The following is a 20,447-nucleotide window of genomic DNA, read 5'->3' as shown; positions in this document are numbered from 1 at the left end:
TGTTGTGAGTATGAAAGCTCCTACCCAACCGATGACGCAGCATAGCGGCAGTGTCGACACCGAAGGGACTGGGATCGCTCGCCCGGTGCTGATTCAGTCCCTCGGACAGCCTGCTGGCGCTGGCGAACAGATCCAGCATCGTGATCTGATCTTCGCGCCACCGCCTTTCCTGGCCGACTTGTTCGCCACCGATCCGCGACTGGTGGTCTTCACCGGGGCCGCGGTACCCGGCGGATTCCCCGGATTCCTACGGCCCGGAGAAGTTGCCCGTGGACTTTGCCAGGTCGGTCCCAAAACGGATAATGGCAGCAGAGGCGACACGGTACGTCAGATCAGAGTCGCCGCTTCGGGAGGAGATGTCATGACTCCATCGGCGATCCCTCCAGCGTCGGTAGAAGCCGTGACCTCCCGACGCATGTCCCGTCAAAGAACTCGCGATACTGAGCCCGAAATGCTCATTCGGCGCGAACTGCACCGGCGAGGACTGCGATACCGAGTGGATGCCCCACTACCCGGGCTGCCCCGTAGGCGTGCGGACATTCTGTTCCCGCGCGCCAAGCTTGCGGTGTTCGTCGACGGGTGTTTCTGGCACGGCTGCCCCGAACACAAGACCACTCCCACCAATAACGGCGACTGGTGGGCGGTCAAGTTCGCCCGGAACATCAAGCGGGATCGTGAAACCGACGCTCATCTGCGCTTTCTGGGGTGGACGGTACTCCGAGTCTGGGAGCACGAGGACATTACACACGCAGCGACCGACATAGAACGGATCGTCCGGACCGCGCGGCTTGATCGTCCGGGTGCCGACGTCGCCCCTGGCGGAGAATGAGGCCGCCACCCTCACTGGGGTGGACGCTCGCTGTGTTGCCTGGTGAGCTGGGATCGATGACCCGTCGGGCCTCTTTGCATCCTGGGATCTCGATGGAGAGTCACCAGTATCGTTGGGACAAGAAAGCAGCGTCTCCCCTCGGCGGCGGCGATCGCCTATGCCGCCAGGCCGACAGTAGCCACGGCGTGGCCAGGCAAGAGTCCCTTCGCAGATGCGGAATGACCTGCGCGTTCCGGTGCGGAGGGCGTGGTGCCGCAGTTTTGTCGGGACGATTGGCTAACCTATCGACCATGATGTCTGGGAACACGTCGGCCAAGCCCCGGCTGCTCGATCTGTTCTGCTGTGCAGGGGGCGCGGGCATGGGGTACTACCGCGCCGGTTTCGAGGTGGTCGGAGTTGACCTCGATCCTCAACCGAACTACCCGTTCGAGTTCATCCAGGCCGATGCGTTGGCACTGGACCGCGACTTCCTCGGCGAGTTCGACGCGATCCATGCCTCGCCGCCGTGCCAGAGCTACTCCGATCTGGCCAAGCGCAACGGTAACGGACATACGTGGCCGCGATTGATCGAGCCGGTTCGCAATATGCTGGTCGCGACAGGGCTGCCATGGATCATCGAGAATGTCGAGGGGGCGCCTCTAATCGCCCCTGTCGTCTTGTGCGGCACCATGTTCGACGAGCTTCGGGTCATCCGGCACCGATTGTTCGAGAGCAACGTCGAGTTGGAAGTGCCCGACCACGGGCCGCACCCGCTCGTGTTTACCCACGACAAGCGCAAAGGGCACTACGGGAAGCTGGACCAGAACACCTCATATGTCCAGGTGACCGGCGGCGGCAACTGCACAATGGCCAATGCGCGCGACGCCATGGGGGGAATCGACTGGATGAAGACCAAGATCGAGCTGAACGAGTCGATCCCGCCGGCGTACACCAAATACCTGGGAGAGCAGCTGTTGGCCGAGGTGTTGCGACGTGCTCGCGCGGCGGCATGATGGGAGCTCGCGAGAGCGGGAAGGACCGCATTAAGCGGCTCCTTCTCGACAACGTAGGGGTCACGGTGACCTCTCGGCAGCTGCGTGACGCGGCGCATCCGGTCAGCGAATGGGCGCGCCGAGTGCGCGAGTTGCGCGACGAGGAGGGCTGGCCCATCGTGACCCACCATGACTGGGCCGACCTCAAGCCGGGCGAGTACGTGCTTGAATCGATTCCGGTGGCGCGCGACGACATCAAGTTCCAGCGGAGCATTTCGCAGAAGACCCGTGCGGAGGTGCTTGACCGCAACGGATTCACCTGCCAGATGTGCGGCCTGACACCGGGCGAGATCGACCCGGGAACGGGCCGGAAGGTGCGCCTGCACATGGGGCATGTCGTCGACAAGAGCCTCGGCGGCACCGATGAGGCGTCGAACCTGCGGGCGCTGTGTTCTAGCTGCAACCAGGGCGCTAAGAACCTGACGGCGGAGAAGCCGACGACAATCTGGTTGCTTTCGCAGGTACGGCGTTCGGGCATCGAGGAGCAGAAGGCAGTGCGGGACTGGCTTAACAATAAATTTGGCGACCCGTCCGCAGCGCGACGTAGTGGACAGTGACACGAGAAATCTCACCTCCGCTCCGTGGTTCGCTGTTGTCGGATCGGGACGATAGCCGCTCGGACATCATTGCTCCAGATTCCTGCAATCGCTGAGGTGCAGCTGCTTCTGGACGGTGTCGACCCGGGTGCTATGGCCGTCATGAGCCGCAGTGGCTGCCATCGCAATCGCCTTGCCGATCAGTACTGGGCCGGCTTCGACGGCCACATCGAGACTCGGCACGTTTCCAACGACGACATCTCCCGGGTGCAATCCAAGATTACCTCGCTCGAATTGTTCCTCACAGAACATGATTCGGCCCGCTTCGCCCACCATAAGATTCAACGAAGCTAGCGGCACCTGCACCCATCGCAGGTTGCTCCGCAAATGTGGCGCACGTCGGGTCTGTACCGATGCGTCAGTGCTGCCTTCGCTATAACGAGAGACGATCGGCCCGAATTCGCCCATGGCGATCATCGCTGTCGGTGCTGCCTGATATGAACATGGGTTAAGGGCGATGGCGGCGTGTTCGGTTGAGTTGGAGCGGATCTAGTCGTGGATGGAGGGCAGTTATGTCTGGCATAGGTTGGGGAAACTCAGACCGGGGGCTGGTTGGAACGATCGACGAGTTCCGTGGTCGGTGCGTCAACGTCTACAAGGAAGACTCGAACCGTATCCAGGAAGACCGCGGTAAGGAACGCGGTATCGCCGAGGGCGGATACGGGCGTAAGCAGATCCAGGAACTCGTACAGAACGCTGCAGATGCGCTTCAAGGGGCAGCGGGCCGCATCCAGGTGACCCTGAAGCCTGACTCGCTATATGTCGCCAATGAGGGGAGGCCGTTCCAGGCTTCCGGCCTGCGAGCGCTGCTCTACACCCACCTGTCGGACAAGACCGGATCGGAGATCGGTCGGTTCGGTCTCGGATTCAAGTCGATCAGTGGTATTTCGGATCGCCCGCAGATATTCAGCCAAACGGTTTCGTTCGAGTTCAGCAGGGAGCAGACGGCAAGAGAACTCTCGTCAGAACTCGATCTCCATCTGGCATCGGGCGATGTGCCGGCTTTGCGACTGGCCTGGGGAATCGATCCCGCAGTTGAGATTCTCTCGGATCCCGTCCTCGCCGAGCTCTCGGCATGGGCCGTGACCATCGTCAAGGTTCCACTCAAAGAAGGAGCAGCCCCTCACCTTTCCCAAGAGATCTCCGAGTTCGATGAATCGTTCAACCTGTTCGCACCACACGTCCGAGCTCTGCATCTTTGCGATGACACGACGGGTAGCGAGCGCAGTTACAAAGGTGTCAAGAAGGGGAATCGGATCACCTTGACCACCGAGGACGGTGACCGCGAATGGTTGGTGGTTAGCCGTGACCACCAACCGTCAGATGCCGGACTCGAGTCGGCAGGACATGCAGCCCGGCGAGAGTCGGTCAAGGTCAGCTGGGCGCTCCCGGTCAACGGCCGAGCTGGAATAGGGCAGTTATCTGCATTCTTTCCGGTCAAATCCGACCTGACATTGAGCGGCAGGGTGAACGCGCCCTGGAAGCTGTCTGATGATCGCATCAACGTGATCGAATGCGAGTTCAACCGCGAGATCCTGGTCGACGTTGTTCCACAGCTGGTGGTCGATGCCCGCAAAGAGCTTGTCGCGGAGGGTGCATTTGGTCGCTACATCGACGTACTCCCAGCGCGTGGGCGCGAGGAGCGAAGCTGGGCTGACGAGGTCCTAAACGAACCTGTGTATCGAGCTCTGAGGAACTCGCGATGCCTGCCTGATTTGGACGGTCAGTTGAGGGCGCCGAACTCGGTGCGGTGTGTGCCCAACGATGTCGGCGAGTTCGCATCGCGATGGCTCCAGATGTCAGGTAACCGCGGCGAGTGGGTGCATCCTGACTGCACGACCAGCAAGGAGCGGCGGTCGAAGGTCGACCGGCTCATGCAGGACAACCCGCATCGGCTCGGCCGAGTCGTGCATTGGCTGCAGTCCGTGGTCGCGAAGCCGGATCCCGAGCACTCCGCTGCCGCCATAGAAATTGCGGCAGGCCTCGTTCCACTCGGGGGGAACGTCGAGATGGACGTGCGGGATGCGCGAATCGTATTGCTGGAGAACGGGAGACTGGCCCAACCAGTGCGTGGACGGTGTTTTCGTCGAACCGACGCAGCGCAAGCGGGGTCGTACTTTGTCGATTCTGCTGTGGTTGCCGAGCCGGCGACGGTCAATGCGCTCACTCACTTGGGCATCACCGCCTTCGAGGATGGAGGAGCGATGCTCCAACTCCTCGATCAGCTCGCAAAGACAGGCGCGGTCGACTGGGACGAGCTCTGGATTGCCATGCGCGGATCGGGAGAATCCGTCGTCAGCGAGGCATTTGAACGCGTCCTACGAGGACAGGCTGAGAAGATCGTGCGTGTCCGGAACGGACTCGGACGGTGGGTGCTCCCAGATGGGCTCTACGTCGCCGGAGACTGCCTAAAACAGTTGAAGGAAGACGGCGCCTACCTCGTCGACGGTGATTACCATGCCGCTGACCACGAGATCCTGGCACTACTGGGCGTGAGGAACCGTCCGAGCCGTACTCCGGGCAAGCAGCGGGAGAGATGGCTCTCCAAATACCTGGCGGTTGTGAAAGATGAGGTCAGCAAACCCATGGGGCTCGGCCTCCAGGCGCGCGAGAACATCACCGTGGAGTCGATCGACACCACCCTTGGTCCACTGCAGAACTTGCCGGAACTCAGCGCGACAAACAAGACTGCGTTGACGGTGGCCGTCATCGATGACATGCATGACCCAAGGGTCCGAGTGACCCATCCGAACGTGACCCGGCCCGCCCGATACGTCGCGCCCGAGATCTGGTGGGTCCGTGACCACGGCACGCTGCCCACCGTGTTGGGGCCGATGCCAGTGAACAGTGTGTTCGTCGGGTCGGTGAACAAAGGAGACCTAGAGGGACTTCTCCCGACGCTGACCGATGTCGTCTTCAGTGAAGAGACCGAGAGGATGCTCAAGCTGAGGACCGACATCGAGACACTGAGTCCCGCAGAGTTCGCCGCGCTCGTGAAGATGCACGTCGATCGGGATGATGTGGTTCGCGTCGGGCGGCTGTACGGCTGGTGGTGCATCGCGCATCAGGACACCCCGCCGGGCGGTCTGTGGGTCCGACGCGACGGCGTCTGGGCAGAGGAAGACCGGCATAAGGTGGCAGTGGTCCTCGGTCTCGAGGACCATCGCGAGTTGGACGCGTTTGGGATCGCCAGCATCGTGGTCGACAGCGTTGAGGATGTCTTCAATCTTCGCGAGCTTTGGGGATGCATCGAAGGAAGACAACTCCCGGTGACGTACGCGTACGAGACGAGCGCGGAACCCGAGGTACTCGCGGACGTTTTCGACGTCCTCGAGACACTTGAACTCGATGAAGACCCAGAAGGCCTCTTCCTCCAGAAGTGTCTGTCGATCAGCAAGGTGGCAGCGGTGCCCGGCCAGCCAGAAGTTCGGGTGCCTTGCGAGAGTGGTCGCGAGGGAAACAGCATCCTGGTCACTGGCACCACGGACAAAGCGATCCTCAAGCAGGTGCTGGGTTGCCTTTTGTACGACAACTCTGACGAGCAAGTCGTTACACTGCTCGACGACATGGCACGCCGACGCAATTCGAAACGTGTCCGAAGCATCAAGAATGCTGCGTCTGACGCGGAGCGACTGTTGATGTTTGCAGGGGAGGAACGTCTCCGTAGTCTGATCCCTCGAGACGCCCTCAACTACCTGGCCCGTACGACTTCCGCGCAACCACATGGAATCGAATTGGCGGAACTCTGCATCACAATGTTGGGAGTGCGAGCACTCGAACGCGTGTGCAAGGTCGATCCAGACGGGCTCCCCCGCAATCCCCCGTCGACCTGGGCGGGATCGTTCAATACCCGAAAATGGTTGGCACAGTTAGGCTTCGGGGAAGAGTGGGCCGGCAACCGGGCACGGCGTCGCAACAAGCCCACCGAGTACGTCGACGGACCGACGCAACTCGATCCACTCCACGACTACCAGCGGATCGTCTCAGAACGTCTCATGTTACTGCTGAGTGGAGAAGGCCCACGCCGCGGCATCGTCTCGCTGCCAACCGGCGCCGGGAAGACCAGAGTCGCGGTTCAGACCATCATCGAGGCGATCCAGCAAGGCGTCCTGGACGGCTCCGGCTCGGAGAGCAGTTTCTCTGGGCCCGTCCTCTGGCTCGCAGACGGCGAAGAGCTGTGCGAGCAAGCCATCGACGCATGGTCCTATCTGTGGCGAGCGGTCGGCCGGCAAGACACGCAGCTGATCCTCAGTCGATTCTGGTCGAGCTACGAGATGGAGGAGGAGTCCGCCGGGGTGCAAGTCGTGGTGGCTACCTGGCAGAAGATCCTCAGCCGTGCAGTGGGCGACGAGAGTTTCGACTGGTTGGCGGACACACCATTGGTTGTGATCGACGAAGCTCATGGTGCACTGCATCGTTCCTACACGAGGATTCTCGAGTGGCTCGGACTGAGCTCGAGGGAACGAGACAAGCCCTTGATCGGGTTGACGGCCACGCCATTTCGCGGTCGCCGCGACAGTGACGAAACTCAGAGACTTCTGCGCCGATTCGATGAGAACCTGCTCGACGAGGGTGTGTTCGGAGACGAACTGCCGCAAGTGAGGCTCCAGCGCGACAATGTGCTCGCACGTGCACAGCTTGAGATCCTCTCGGGAACGTCGATCCAGTTGTCCGAGAAGGAGATCGAGGAATTCAAGACCAAGTTCTGGCTTTCCAGGGACGCAGAGTCGAGGCTCGGCAGAGACGAGGATCGAACCAGAACCATCGTCGACTCCATCATGAGCAAGCCCAGTGACTGGCAGATCGTAGTATTCGCGGCATCCGTGGAGAATGCGCGGACGTTGGCGACTCTTCTCACCCTTCAGGGCCGGCCCGCGGCGTCGATTGACCAGGACACCAGCCCGGAAGACCGCAGGACAGCGATCGAACGATTCAAGTCACGGGATCTCAGCGTCCTCACCAACTACGCGGTCCTGTCTCAAGGATTCGACGCGCCCAAGACGGACGCCGTCTATATCACGCGCCCAACCAGTAGTGAAGTCCGCTACATGCAGATGGTCGGCCGCGGACTGCGCGGACCCCTCAATGGTGGCACTGAGGATGTGTTGATCGTGAACGTCCTCGACAATATCGTCGAGTTCGGCGACAGCATCGTCTTCCAGAGTCTCAAGGACATCATCGACGCGGAGAGCGGCGAGAAGAGTGCTGCCGACGCCGGATGACTCGCAGCAAGCCGTATTGGACGCGCCGTTGGACGAACGGCGGATCGTTGTGGCGGGCCCGGGTGCGGGAAAGACAACCACCAGTATCGCGTTGATCTCGGAAGTCTCCCGGCAAAGTGCCGATCATGATGAGCAGACCGTCCTGTACGTCTCGTTCTCACGTGCGGCGATGGCGGCTGCGTTCACGGCATTCGGCGACACCGTGCGTGACCAACCGATCAATATCGCTGCGATGACTCTCGACTCGTTGGCGTGGCAACTGGTCGAGGAGTCTGCGACAGTGACCGGCGGTGACCCCGATTTTGACGCGGTCGTGAAGCGGGCGACGGAGAGGCTTCGGAGAGGCGACGACGAAGAACTCGACGATGTGGTGCACCTGATCGTCGACGAGGCGCAGGATCTGTCGGCATTGAGGCGGGAATTATTGTGCGCCTTGATAGATCGGCTACCGGGTAATGCCGGAGTGACGATATTCGGCGATCCGATGCAGTCGATATATGAGTTCCTGGACGATGGCGACGTCGGAGGAACGCGCGGGTGGGATGGCCTCCTGACGGACCTTCGAGGCCGTTCGATCACCAAGATCTACGAACTCGAAGGAGATCACAGATCGCGGAAGCGGGGGACGAGAAAGGTCTCCTCGGCCTCGCAAATCCTCCGTGCATCGGGCGATGTCGAGCGCGAAGGCATCCTCGACGACCTCTTGACCGAATTCACGCATTGGGATCTCGATGAGTTTGCGGCACGGGCATCGGAGTGGAAGGGATCGACGGCGGTGCTGGCCCGCAGCAATGCCGAAGTGCTTCAGCTGTTTCAGGCACTGTCGTCGCTGGGCCTGCTGTGCACGTGGCGACAGCCTGGGCGAGTCCACCCTCGGGTGGCGCCCTGGGTCGCGCAACTATGGTCATATGTCGGCGGAAAACCTCTGTCCCTCAACGATTTCGAGAAGTTCTCCTCATCCCGCGGGGATATCGACCGAGCTTGGTTCAGATTATTGCTCGACGAAGCGGGTCGGGGTGAGGTCGTTGACTGGTCCGAGATCGCCAACACTTGCCGAGCGGCTATCGATCCGCTCGCCCCCTGGTTTGCCGGACCCCGCGACGGACTTGCGCTCTCGACGATTCACCAGTCAAAGGGTCTCGAATGGGACAATGTGGCGGTTGTCGGTGCCGACGAACTGGTGACCGGAGTCGGACGACGGCAGCCGGAGTGTGAATTGCTCTATGTCGCGCTGTCACGCGCTCGTGACAGGATTATCGTGATCGACTGGCAGGCAGACTATCTGAAAAGGTCTCGATCGGGCGGTCTGTGGTACCGGCCGCACCCCGGCTCTGGGGTAGCGGTGGCGGTCGGCATCACACCCGACTGTCTGGTGTCGGAACAAGCGATCGGCGGCCCAGGCGGACAACAGGTTCTTGAATCGTTGAGCGGAAGTGCGCAAGTCGAGTTCGAACGACTGGCGACCGGTCATGCAGAGTGGCCGACGTACAGGTGCCTCGTTGCGGGCACCGCGGTCGGGATGACCACACCCCAATTCGGCCGAGCGCTTGCCATGCTGCCGGGGATTCGGACCGGCGCGTGGCCGGACATCGGTAGCGTGTGGACGGACGGCGTGGAGACGGCCTGGTCGACCGTCGAGCAGGTCGGATTCTGGCTCAGGCCAAGGCCGCTCGGTATGGCGACGATCCACCGAAAGGAATGAGATGGCAGAGGATTTGACGCCTTGGTATGACGCCCGGCAGGCCATTGTCGATGAACTCGAGCAAGAGCTGGTGGGGCCTGCGGACTCGACAGTTCTGACTGAACCTCCGCTGAACCGAATTGTCGTGGGCGCGTTGCATCCACGGCGCGGCAGTGTAGACGAGTATGTGCAGGGGATTGACGGTGAAGGCGACCAGTCCGTCAAATCGGGACAGGGTTCGGCTCAGGACGATGACTCTGACTCCGCGATTGCGTTGTCCCATGCCATGAAACCGTCGTCGATCGGTTTGACGTTCACCGTCGACCACGCGGAAAACCCCACTGTCGCCGTCGAGGTTTCAGCACGGCGCTACGTGGAAACTGACGGCAATTGGCTTCCCGTGGACATTGCCTCTGACCCAGGTCTGGTCATCAACGCACGATCCTCCCAACGGATCAGCATCCCGATCAGCCGAGAGAGCCTGAAACTCGTCGGCGTTGTACGCCCACCCGTCGACGGATTGGTCAGAATTACACTCTCGGTTGTGAACACGGCGACGCCGGGCAGTCGGGGACGCGTCGACGAACAGTGCTGGTTCAGGCCGCGCATAACGGTCCGAACCGATCTCGGCTTTGTCGATCGCCGTCGCGCGCGCACGAACCTGAGTCAAGATGCCGACATCCGTTCCACGGATTTTCTGTATCGCGGTGAACCAGTGTTCGCGATTGGGCACGGGTGCGCCGTGACTTGGGACGATTCCGCGAAGCTCGTCACCGAACTGACGACGACCTTCATCCCATCCCATGATGTGAGACTCGCGGCTCCGTCGGGCGGCGGTCCTGACGACGAATACGGGACATACGACCTGGACATGGAGAAGATGGCGACGAGTGCCGATCGTTCGCAGCTCCTGGAACTTGCAAGGTCGTACGAACGATGGATCGCGTCACGGCAGAGCGATGCAGAGGTCATGGCAGACCCTCACAAACAACAGGCACTCGCGCATGTCGATCTCGCGCGACAGTGCGCAGCGCGCATTCGTGGAGGCCTGGACGTACTTGATGATCCGACGGTCCCAGAGGTCTCCCGAGCGTTCAGCCTGATGAACGAAGCGATGCTCGAACAGCGCCGAGCGCAAGATCGGACGAGAGGTGTGGCCCCGTCCACTCAGCATTGGCGACCCTTTCAGATCGCGTTCATTCTGATGAACCTGCCTGCGTTGGCGAATAGTTCTCACCCCGACCGAGATCTGGTGGATCTGTTGTGGTTCCCGACAGGTGGCGGCAAGACCGAGGCCTACCTCGGGTGCATCGGTTTCACAATCTTGTTGCGGCGACTTCGTCGAAATGATGACGGCGGGGTGTCGGCCATAATGCGCTACACGTTGCGACTGCTGACCCGTCAACAGTTCGAGCGTGCAGCGGGGCTGATATGTGCCCTCGAACTGATTCGGCGCCGTGAACTCCCTGGTGCCGCGGAAATCTCTCTCGGGCTGTGGGTCGGAGATGGGGCAAGTCCCAACAAGATCGACGATGCGGAGAGGATTCTGCATGGTCTCGCGTCGGGGCATCAGCCCGAAGGTTCCACGCCGGTCCAGTTGATTCGGTGCCCGTGGTGTGGAACCGGCATGGACCACAGGAACTACGTGGTGGTCGACAAGGCCCGTCTGGATATCAGCTGTTCGTCGCTCAGTTGTGAGTTCGGTGAGCGGCTTCCGCTGTACGTCACAGACGACGACGTGTATCGCGTGCGGCCGTCGCTGGTCATCGGGACCGTGGACAAGTTCGCGATGATGACGTGGCGACCCCAGGTTGGTGATCTGCTCTCCGTGGACGGCCCGAACTCTCGGCCCGATCTGATCGTCCAGGATGAGTTGCACTTGATCTCTGGGCCTCTGGGGACGATGGTGGGCCTCTACGAGTCGGCGCTCGATCTGGCCTGCACAGGCGGCGGCAGGCCCAAGGTGCTCGCCTCGACAGCCACAATCCGGAGGGCTGAGGCTCAGGTCAGAAATGTCTTCGATCGGGGATCGGCGCAGTTTCCGCCACCTGGGCTGGACCCGAGTGATAACTACTTCGCCATCGAAGCGACACCCGAGCAGAAGGGTACCCGCAGATATGTAGGCGTAATGGCACCCGGAACAAGCCAGGCCACATTGCTGGTACGCTTGTATTCAGTTCTGCTGCAATCGGTTAAAGACCTCGTCGTGGAAGACGATGTGCGGGACGACTATTGGACACTGATGGGCTACTTCAACAGTCTCCGAGTACTCGGGTCGACCTATCTACAGGTGTTGGACGACGTGCCGGACCGAGTGGATGTGCTCGCCGCCCGCAAGTCATCGACGCCACGAGACCTGTCGGCCGAGCCTGTCGAACTCACATCTCGGGTGGATCAGACCAAGATTCCCGCGGCGATGGGCAGACTGGAGACTTCGTATCCGGACGTTCACAGCCCTGATGTAGTACTGGCGACCAACATGATCTCAGTAGGCCTCGACATCGACCGGCTTGGTTTGATGGTTGTGGCCGGCCAGCCACAGAGCACGTCGGAGTACATCCAGTCGACCAGCCGCGTCGGCCGACGTCGTCCGGGCCTTGTCGTGGTCGCGCTCAACTCGCAGAGATCCAGGGACACATCGCATTACGAGTCATTCATCCCGTTTCATCGGGCTCTCTATCGTGAGGTCGAGGCAACGACAGCTACTCCCTTCGCCTCACGAGCGCGGGACAGGGGAGCGCACGGAACGCTGGTCGCGGCGATACGGCTGCTGATAGGTGGCTTGCGATCAGACCTGTCTGCTTCTGCCGTCGCTAGGCACAGTGAGCACGTAAACGGTGTGGTCGATGCTCTCGTCGACCGTGCACAGCGGGTGGCCCCGGAGGAGGCCCAGCCGTTTCGCGACCAGTTGCGGAAGCTGCTTGACGAATGGGAAGGAGCCGCGAGTGCTGGACTTGTCGAGAGCTACGGCACGCTGCGTCCCCCGCAAGCTTCGCCAGCTGAGGGCCACCCACTGCTGATCACAACAGGTGGCGAGTACTCCCAACCGGGGAGCTTTCCTGTGGCCGAACCGCCGTGGCCTGCGTTGTCGAGCATGCGTGATGTCGACGCGGAGACACGGTTGTACGTCAAGAACGTCAAGGGAGTTGGTAACTGATGGCGCTAACGAAGAAGGTTCGGAAAAGGCCGCCGACCAAGGCTTCGGTGAGGCGAGCACAGATGATCACGACATACGGCGTCGGATCGGTGCTCCCCGTCGAGTCCGAGAGTTTCATGATTGCCGGATTGGACCATTGGAGTGATGATTCGCGACTTGAGATCGAGGAACACCGCCTGTGCAACATGCTGGGTGTCAGACGTCTCCTCGCGCCGCCCGGCGGCGAGGTGGCCGGAATGGTTCCGATGGTCAGGTTTCCCGAGTGGGTGTCTTGTCCCAAATGCAATCGCCTCGACAGATTCGGTCGCCTTGCCGACAAGCCAAAGGGGGAATACGTCAATAGGTGCAGGTACTGCCTGACGCCCAAGTTGGTACCGTCAAGATTCGTCGCATGCTGTCCAGCGGGACACATTCAGGACTTTCCCTACCGCTATTGGGCGCATAAGGGGGCAGGCGTCGCCGATGACGGCGACCATCCACTCAAGGTCATCACAAATCCTGCGGACTCCAGTTTGGCAGGTATCAGAATCCAATGCGGCTGTGGTGAATCGAGAACTTTGAAGGGAGCACTCGGCAGTGGATCACTGTCCCTGCGATGCGGCGGCAATTTGCCCTGGCTCGACGACGAGAAAGATGAATGCGCCGAGAACCTCGTGGGTCTACAGCGCGGCGCCTCGAATGTTTGGTTCGCGGACGTTCGATCTGCGCTGACGGTTGATCGGAGCCTCACGAAAGCCGAGGAGGTACTCGAACGGATCCTGCCGGACCTGGATGGCATGCAGGACAACGATATCGCGACCTATCTCGGCATCAAGGCGCGGCAACACGGGGTGAAAGAAGCCGAGCTCCTGGCTGCGTTCAGGGCCAACACAATCGAGCCAAAGGACTACGCGGAGGCCAACAGAGAACTCCGTGCAACTGAGTACGAGGCGCTTGGTCGGCTGCATCCGGAGGGCGACGGAACCAGTACGTTTGTATGCTTCCCGACGGAGGTCAGCCCATCCGAGCGCGCCGGTAATCTAATCGACCTCGTTTCCAGGGTGACTCGACTTCGAGAGGTCAGAGCGCTCAACGGTTTTGCACGAGTCAGCGCATCACCGGTAACAACGGGAACCGCGTCGGGCGCCCTGTCTAGAAGGAGAGTGGGCTGGCTGCCGGCGATCGAGGTTCTCGGCGAAGGTGTCTTCATACGGCTACGCGAAGATGTTGTGTCGAAGTGGGAATCGTCGAGCCTCGCGCAGTGGCGGGCCTCGATGCTGATGGATGCGGCACAGTCTGCTGCACCCTCGAGCGCGGGTTCGCTCCCGCCGATCTCACCTCGGTTCATGGCCGTACATTCGCTGTCGCACATCCTCCTTCGTGAGATGGCGATCGACACCGGCTATCCAGCGTCGTCGATCCGCGAGCGGGTGTATGCAGAGACCGGTCAGGCCGGCGTACTTCTGTACACCGCGACTGCCGACGCGGCTGGCAGCCTCGGGGGACTCTGTTCTCACGGCACCGTCGCCAACATTACGAAGATCCTCGATGCTGCCACCGAGTCAGCGCAATGGTGCTCGGCAGACCCGGTATGCCTCGAGTCCATAGCGACGGGAGCAGGCGCCACGAATCTCGCGGCCTGTCACTCATGTCTGTTGGCGCCGGAGGTCTCGTGCGAGTTTCAGAATCGGTATCTGGATCGTGCCTGTCTGGTTGGTACAGATGGCGAGTCCGAGTCCGAGTCCGAGTCCGGTCTCTTGTGGTGATTCGCCAGGGGGCGTTGACACTCTATGAGTTCGATTTTGCCTCTGTAAGAGAGCGGGCGCCGATTCCTATGACACGACTGTTTGATCCGTCCCGGGGTTTCCGGAGGAATCCTCTCAAGAGAGGATGAAACCTATGGCAGCAGGATCGAAGCGGTGATGAGGCTCATCGATTTCCGCAGGGCGGCTCAGGGAAATTCCCCACCTGGTGACGGGTTCTGCTGCTGTGGTCGCAGCGTGGCAGTCGCGCTTCGCTGGTTCTGGGAGCGGGCGTGGTCGCGGAGCCGGTAGGAATCGCCATCGAGTTTGATCACGGCCGAGCGGTGCAGCAGTCGGTCGAACATCGTTGATGAGCGCGCCATCATAAGCGGCGAGTGCTAATTGCCCGAGTCCGAATAGGTGTTGGCTTACCCTGAACCCAATGCCCCGTCCACGCAGAGTCCACCTGCTGTGGGCAGCGGTCCTCGTCGTTGCTCCCGCAGTGATCCTGAGTGCCTGCACCTCATCGGACTCCGACACCGCGGCAACCCCCGTGACCTGCGCCGAGATCGCAACGGGCACCCAACTCGACGCCAGCGGGTCACCACAGTCCTCAGCCGACATCTCCACCCGGCCGGAGGCAGCCACCGGGTATCGCACCGGTATGCAGCCGGTCCACACGAACTCCTACGCCGCGGCCACCGCAAACCCGTTGGCCACCAAGGCGGCCTGCGAGGTGTTGCGTGATGGCGGGACCGCCGCCGACGCGCTCGTCGCCGCCCAGACCGTCCTCGGCCTCGTCGAACCGCAGTCGTCGGGCATCGGCGGCGGCGCCTTCGCGCTCTACTACGACGCCGCCACCCACACGGTCAGCGCGTTCGACGGCCGCGATACCGCGCCGGTCGCGGCCACCGAGGACTACCTCCGCTACATCAGCCCCACCGATCAACGTGCACCCATCCCCAGTGCGCGTGCTTCGGGCCGGTCCATCGGGGTTCCGGGCGCCGTCCGCATGCTCGAGGAGATCCACAAACAGTACGGCCGAGCATCCTGGCAATCGCTGTTTGACCCTGCGATCCAACTGTCCGACAACGGTTTCGACATTTCGCCACGCCTCGCCGCAGCGATCGCCGACTCCGCCAAAGACCTCGCCGCCGACGACGATGCCCGCACCTACTTCCTCAACCCGGACGGCACCCCCAAGACCGTCGGCACCCGCTTGACCAACCCTGCCTACGCCAAGACCCTCGGCGCGCTGGCCACCGACGGTGCCCAAGGGCTCTACACCGGACCCATCGCCGAGGCCATCGTCGCCACCGCAAGTTCCACGGCCAATGGGATGACACCGAGCCTGATGACCACCCAGGACTTGGCCACCTACCAGGCCAAACGCCGCGACCCGGTGTCCACCGACTACCGCGGCTACCGCATCGTGGCCATGCCCGGCCCGTCGTCGGGCGGCATCACCGTCGCCTCGACGATGGGCATCCTGTCCAACTTCGACTTGCCGTCGATGGCGCCGGACGCTGCCGACCGCGACGGTGGACGTCCGAATCCGGCTGCGGTGCACCTGGACAACGAGGCCGAACGTCTCGCCTACGCCGACCGCGACAAGTACATCGCCGACCCCGACTTCATCCCGCTCCCCGGCCAAGGCGTCACCACCCTCCTCGACCCGGCTTACCTGAGACAGCGGGCGTCACTGATCCAACCGAACACCTCGCTCGGCGAGGCTCAACCGGGCGACGTCGGCGACGTCCCGCTGGGCTCCTACCCCGGCACTGAACACGGGACCAGTCACATCACCGTCGCCGACCGCTACGGCAACGTCGCGTCGATGACCACCACGGTCGAGTCGGCGTTCGGCAGCTTCCACATGGTTGACGGCTTCATCCTCAACAACCAGCTCACCGACTTCTCCGCGCAACCCCGCGACTCCTCCGGCGCACTCCTGGCCAATCGGGTGTCACCGGGCAAACGCCCCCGCTCGTCGATGGCCCCGACGTTGGTGATGCGACCCGGCACCAACGGCGCCCCCGACACCCTCATCGGTGCGCTCGGCTCGCCCGGCGGCTCGACGATCATCCAGTACGTCGTCAAAACCCTTGTCGGGATGATCGATTGGCAACTCAATCCGCAGCAGGCGGTGTCGATGATCGACTTCGGCTCGGCCAACACCCCGGTGTCCAACGTGGGTGGCGAACATCCACTGGTGAACACCGCCGACGACGGCGCCTCCGATCCGTTGGTGACCGGCCTGCGGCAACGCGGCGAGCAGGTGTCCGTGGACGACCAGTCCAGCGGCCTGAGCGCGCTGTGGCGACTGAACCCCTCCAGCGGCTGGGTCGGTGGTGCCGACCCACGCCGTGAAGGTGCGGTGATGGGGGACGACGCGCAACTGCAGTAGTCAGGCGCCGTTCGCCATCCATGTCGGTGGCATCTGCCAAGATACGCAGTGGCCGCCATCAACGGAGAGGTGCGACGTGGACGCGAGCACGGTCGAGAACGAGATCTGGGACCTCATCGGGGACGATCCCGACCTCGACGAGGATGTCGCATTGATGGTCGCCGCGGCACTACGTAGCGATGACGAACTCACCGCGCAGTTAGGTGATGATGCGCCCCAGCTGACTCGGCCGGCACCGGTGGCCACTGCGCAGACGACGCCGGTGAGAGCCCATATCCGGTCCGTCACGGCTCGGGGGTTCCGGGGGATCGGCCCGGAATCGACGTTGGAGCTCAACCCCTTTCCGGGTATCACCGTCGTCAGTGGCCGCAACGGTTCGGGCAAATCGAGTTTCGCCGAGGCCGTCGAGTTCGCGCTCACCGGCGACAGTTACCGCTGGAAGCAGCGGTCCGTGCACTGGCGCGACTCCTGGCGCAACATCCACCAGGACACCGACGCCGCGGTCACCGTGCGGTTCGCCTTGGTCCGCGACGACGGCAAGCACGCCACCGACCTGATCGTCGCCGCGTCCTGGGACGACGGCGCCGGACTCTACGACGCGAAACTCGGGGCGCAGGTACACGGCGAGCCGGCCACCGACGTTGCCGGACTCGGATGGACTCAGCCACTCGACATCTACCGACCGATCCTCTCCTACGAGGAGGTCGGCGGCGTGTTCGAGGAGGGGCAGGCAGCCTTCTACGACCGCATCAACCGGCTGCTGGCACTCGACCAGATCAGCGACGCCGAAGCCCGCCTCGCTGCGGCGCTCAAGGAACTCAAGAAGCCTGCGACAGCGGCGGAACAGGCGCGCAGGGCGATGCGTGCCCACCTCGAGACCTCCGACGACCCGCGGGCGGCACAGGTACTCGCGTTCACCAAACGGCGCCCCTTCAAGACCGCCGACGCCGAGGCGACCGCGGTCGGAACCGGATCACCGGCGGCGGAAACGGTGAGCAGGCTCCGCCAGATCGCCGCCGTCGAACTGCCCACGATCGCCGAGGTCGGCGCACTGACCACCCAACTCCGCGAGGCGCTGACCGCCGAAGCCGACAGCGCCGGAAGCCTATTCGACGCCCTGTCCCAACGCAGCAACCTGCTGCAGGCGGCGATCGACTGGCAGCACGACCACGACGGCGAGACCTGCCCGGTCTGCGGGCACGGGACCCTGGACGGGCACTGGCGCGAACAGGCACAGCAGGAGATCGCCGCATCGGCACAGCTGTTGGGTCAGCATGAGAACCTCCAACAGGCTAAACGTTCAGCGCAAGAAGGTATTCGACGACTGGTCACCAGGGTGCCGGATTTGACCGCACCGGCCGGGGAGGACTTGCCGGCGCTGACCGGATATGCCGCCGCGCGATCAACACTGGGCGCGCTGCCCGCCGACGTGGCCGAGTGGCCCGACCACGTCGACACCGCCTTTCTGCAGATCCGGGACGCGGCGACCGCTGTGATCGACCAAGCCCGTTCCCGCGCAGACGAACTCGACGACGCGTGGGCACCGCTGGCCGGACACATCCTCGGTTGGGTTGAGCAGCAACGGAAAGCCGAGCGTGCGGACACGCAGAAGAATCGAGCCACCCACGCCCTGGACTGGCTGCGTCGCGCATCGGCAACCTTGCGCGACCGACGACTCGCTCCGATCGTGGAGCGCACCCGCGACATCTGGGCGCGGCTTCGACAAGAGAGCGACGTCGACCTCGGCACGGTCTCCCTGACCGGAGCCGGCAACCGCCGACGAGTCGACGTCACCGGGTCCATCGGCGATCACCAACTCGGCGCGATGTCGGTGATGAGCCAGGGCGAACTGCACGCCTTGGCCCTGGCGCTGTTCATCCCGCGGGCCACCGCGGAGGCGAGCCCGTTTCGGTTCCTGGTCCTCGACGACCCGATCCAGGCCATGGATCCGGCCAAGATCGAAGGCTTTCTCGGCGAACTCGAAGAACTCGCGAAAGACCGTCAGGTGATCGTCTTCTCCCACGACGACCGCCTGCCGACGGCGATCCGCAACGCCTCGATCCCGGCGGAACTGTTGTCCGTCAGGCGATCTGCCGGTTCGGTGGTCACCGTGACCACCAACACGACGCCCGCAGCACGCTACGTCGACGACGCCATCGCCCTGATCAAGGACGACGGCGTCAGCGATCAGGTCAAGAAGAGAGCCCTTCCGGGCCTCTACCGGCTTGCCGTCGAATCGGCGGCCAAGCAGGTCTACTTCAGCAAGCAGGCGCGGCTCGGCGTCGCCCCCGAGACCTCGGAGTCGACGTGGTCCGAGCACCTGCGGACGAAACCGCGTGTGGCGCTGGCCCTCTACGGAGATGCGACTCGCAGCATCGGTGGTTGGCAGTCCTACCGCGACTATCGGGAACCCACGATGCGGTTCTGCGGCGGGGCGGTGCACGAGGGCACCGACGATCTGACCATGGAGAGCATCAAACGACTGGAACGCACCGTCGACGACCTCCGGAGAGAGGGCAAGACGTGAGCGCCGACGGGCACACCACCGCGGCGGCGCTGCTGGCACAGGCCGACGCCATCCTGGCGGGACACTCGGCGAGCCACTCCGCGACACTCGCGGCATTCCTCGCCCGGCAGGCCACCGAAGCGCTCATCGAGGCGCGCTGCGCCGAACTCGTCGGACCGGTCCCGGACGCGACGACGAAATCCAAACTGGCGATCCTCAAATCCCTCGACCACACCGAAGGCGGGAAGGCACTTGTGCTGTCGTGGTACCGGCTCAGCGGATACTGCCACGTGCACGCCTACGAATTGTCGCCCACCGTCGGGGAAGTCCGCGCGGCATGTGAACAGGTGATGGCTGCGGTCAAGGTTGCCTGAACCCGCGGACAACGGTCAGCTCTTGTCGGCCTCGTCGTACTGCTCGGTGGACATGGCGTCGAGCGGGAACAGAATGGTGACCAGGTGCAGCACCAAGAATGCGAGCGCCCAGCCTCCGATCACCCACGTGAAGGCAAGCGTGGCGATGGGCCAGAGAACCGAGGCCAACGAGAGCACGTAGGCGGTACGGAACACCCCGGCATCGAGGTCCTGCCGGAAGAACCCGCGCTTGACCATGTAATACATGAACGCGGCGAACCCGCCCATCGCGACGATCATGACGATCGCCATCAAGCGAACTGCGGAGGTGAAATCGGCTGTATTGTGCCGGGATTCGCCGAGCACGGCAATCGTGAACGGCGTCAGGATATAGCCGATCTGCGATGCAAATGCGAGCAGCAAGGCGTAGTGGTCCAGGCCGGTCGACCACGCCGATACTCGACGCAGAACCGACCATCCGCCGGCGATCTGCACGAAACCCAGTAGGTAGATCAGATAGAGCGGCCATTGGTTGAGTAGTGCGTGGCCGAGTCCGCCCTCGTCGACGCTGGGCGGGCGCAACTCCAGCACGAGCAGGGTCGCGGCGATGGCGAAGACAGCGTCGATCCAGCCATCGAACCGATTCCAGGGGAACCGGGATTGGAGACCCGGGTGAAACGGCGGTACGGCAAATCGACCAACATGGCGCTCAGTTCTGAAAGCCAACAGGACAGCTCCTTCGTTTCAACTCGAACACCATTTACGCGGTGGACGAAAGCCACAGCCAACTGGCGATGTCTGGCGGGGCATTCCTTTGGAGAGTCAGTCGCCGGTCGTGTCGGCACGTGCCGACACGCAACCCGCCCGCCGCGGGCGCAGGTGGCGCCGCGCCAGAGCCCACCCCCCCCACAACCCCCGGCGGCCGCCCCCGGCGCGGGGGGGCC

The 20,447-nt window shown here is 62.8% G+C and carries 12 protein-coding genes and 1 pseudogene; 10 read left to right on the top strand and 3 right to left on the bottom strand.

Features of this window, described 5'->3' with window-relative positions:
* Positions 1-415 precede the first annotated feature (415 nt).
* The 3 genes from ACWDPV_RS22685 to ACWDPV_RS22675 all read left to right on the top strand — a co-directional run bounded on the left by ACWDPV_RS22685 (position 416) and on the right by ACWDPV_RS22675 (position 2,417).
* Positions 416-829 carry a very short patch repair endonuclease gene (locus tag ACWDPV_RS22685; RefSeq protein WP_449744809.1) on the top strand — a complete coding sequence of 138 codons (414 nt, stop codon included), beginning with the start codon at positions 416-418 and terminating at the stop codon, positions 827-829.
* A 290-nt stretch (positions 830-1,119) separates the two neighbouring features.
* The gene (locus ACWDPV_RS22680) at positions 1,120-1,821 is read left to right on the top strand and encodes a DNA cytosine methyltransferase (RefSeq protein WP_449744790.1); all 702 of its coding nucleotides are present in this window, start codon (positions 1,120-1,122) and stop codon (positions 1,819-1,821) included.
* A 65-nt stretch (positions 1,822-1,886) separates the two neighbouring features.
* Positions 1,887-2,417, top strand: a complete 531-nt coding sequence (locus ACWDPV_RS22675) for an HNH endonuclease (RefSeq protein WP_449744789.1) — start codon at positions 1,887-1,889, stop codon at positions 2,415-2,417.
* Between the two features lie 66 nt (positions 2,418-2,483).
* Here the strand turns inward: ACWDPV_RS22675 and ACWDPV_RS22670 are convergent, their stop codons facing one another.
* The gene (locus ACWDPV_RS22670; RefSeq protein ID WP_449744788.1) at positions 2,484-2,873 is read right to left on the bottom strand and encodes a hypothetical protein; all 390 of its coding nucleotides are present in this window, start codon (positions 2,871-2,873) and stop codon (positions 2,484-2,486) included.
* Positions 2,874-2,968: 95 nt separating this feature from the next.
* Between ACWDPV_RS22670 and ACWDPV_RS22665 the strand changes: the two genes are divergently transcribed.
* The 4 genes from ACWDPV_RS22665 to drmB are packed head-to-tail and all read left to right on the top strand — an operon-like array spanning position 2,969 to position 14,261.
* On the top strand, positions 2,969-7,678 hold the full coding sequence (locus ACWDPV_RS22665; protein WP_449744787.1) for a DEAD/DEAH box helicase: 4,710 nt from the start codon (positions 2,969-2,971) through the stop codon (positions 7,676-7,678).
* Positions 7,659-9,380 carry an AAA family ATPase gene (locus tag ACWDPV_RS22660; RefSeq protein WP_449744786.1) on the top strand — a complete coding sequence of 574 codons (1,722 nt, stop codon included), beginning with the start codon at positions 7,659-7,661 and terminating at the stop codon, positions 9,378-9,380. The genes ACWDPV_RS22665 and ACWDPV_RS22660 overlap by 20 nt, the downstream gene beginning before the upstream one ends.
* A 1-nt stretch (position 9,381) precedes the next feature.
* Positions 9,382-12,516 (top strand): helicase-related protein, encoded by a 3,135-nt coding sequence (locus ACWDPV_RS22655; RefSeq protein WP_449744785.1) that lies wholly within the window; start codon positions 9,382-9,384, stop codon positions 12,514-12,516.
* Positions 12,516-14,261, top strand: coding sequence for a DrmB family protein (gene drmB, locus ACWDPV_RS22650; RefSeq protein WP_449744784.1), 1,746 nt, complete (start codon positions 12,516-12,518; stop codon positions 14,259-14,261). Before ACWDPV_RS22655 ends, drmB begins: the two co-directional genes overlap by 1 nt.
* A 185-nt stretch (positions 14,262-14,446) precedes the next feature.
* Here the strand turns inward: drmB and ACWDPV_RS22645 are convergent.
* Positions 14,447-14,611, bottom strand: a pseudogene (locus ACWDPV_RS22645) (ATP-binding protein); the annotation flags it as partial.
* Between the two features lie 68 nt (positions 14,612-14,679).
* Here ACWDPV_RS22645 and ACWDPV_RS22640 point away from each other — a divergent pair.
* The 3 genes from ACWDPV_RS22640 to ACWDPV_RS22630 all read left to right on the top strand — a co-directional run bounded on the left by ACWDPV_RS22640 (position 14,680) and on the right by ACWDPV_RS22630 (position 19,524).
* Entirely contained in the window at positions 14,680-16,644 is a 1,965-nt protein-coding gene (locus ACWDPV_RS22640) for a gamma-glutamyltransferase family protein (RefSeq protein WP_449744783.1), read from the top strand.
* A gap of 76 nt (positions 16,645-16,720) precedes the next feature.
* Complete coding sequence (locus tag ACWDPV_RS22635) at positions 16,721-19,171, top strand: AAA family ATPase (protein WP_449744782.1); 2,451 nt, start codon at positions 16,721-16,723, stop codon at positions 19,169-19,171.
* A complete protein-coding gene (locus ACWDPV_RS22630; protein ID WP_348809633.1) occupies positions 19,168-19,524 on the top strand; it encodes a hypothetical protein in 357 nt (118 codons plus the stop codon). Before ACWDPV_RS22635 ends, ACWDPV_RS22630 begins: the two co-directional genes overlap by 4 nt.
* Positions 19,525-19,539: 15 nt before the next feature.
* On the opposite strand, the gene ACWDPV_RS22625 is transcribed toward ACWDPV_RS22630, so the two are convergent.
* On the bottom strand, positions 19,540-20,229 hold the full coding sequence (locus ACWDPV_RS22625; RefSeq protein WP_449744781.1) for a TMEM175 family protein: 690 nt from the start codon (positions 20,227-20,229) through the stop codon (positions 19,540-19,542).
* Between the last annotated feature and the right edge of the window lie 218 nt (positions 20,230-20,447).

Source organism: Gordonia sp. NPDC003504 (genome assembly GCF_053587995.1).
Note: the sequence above shows the minus strand (reverse complement) of the source record. Positions and strands in the feature narration are given on the sequence as shown.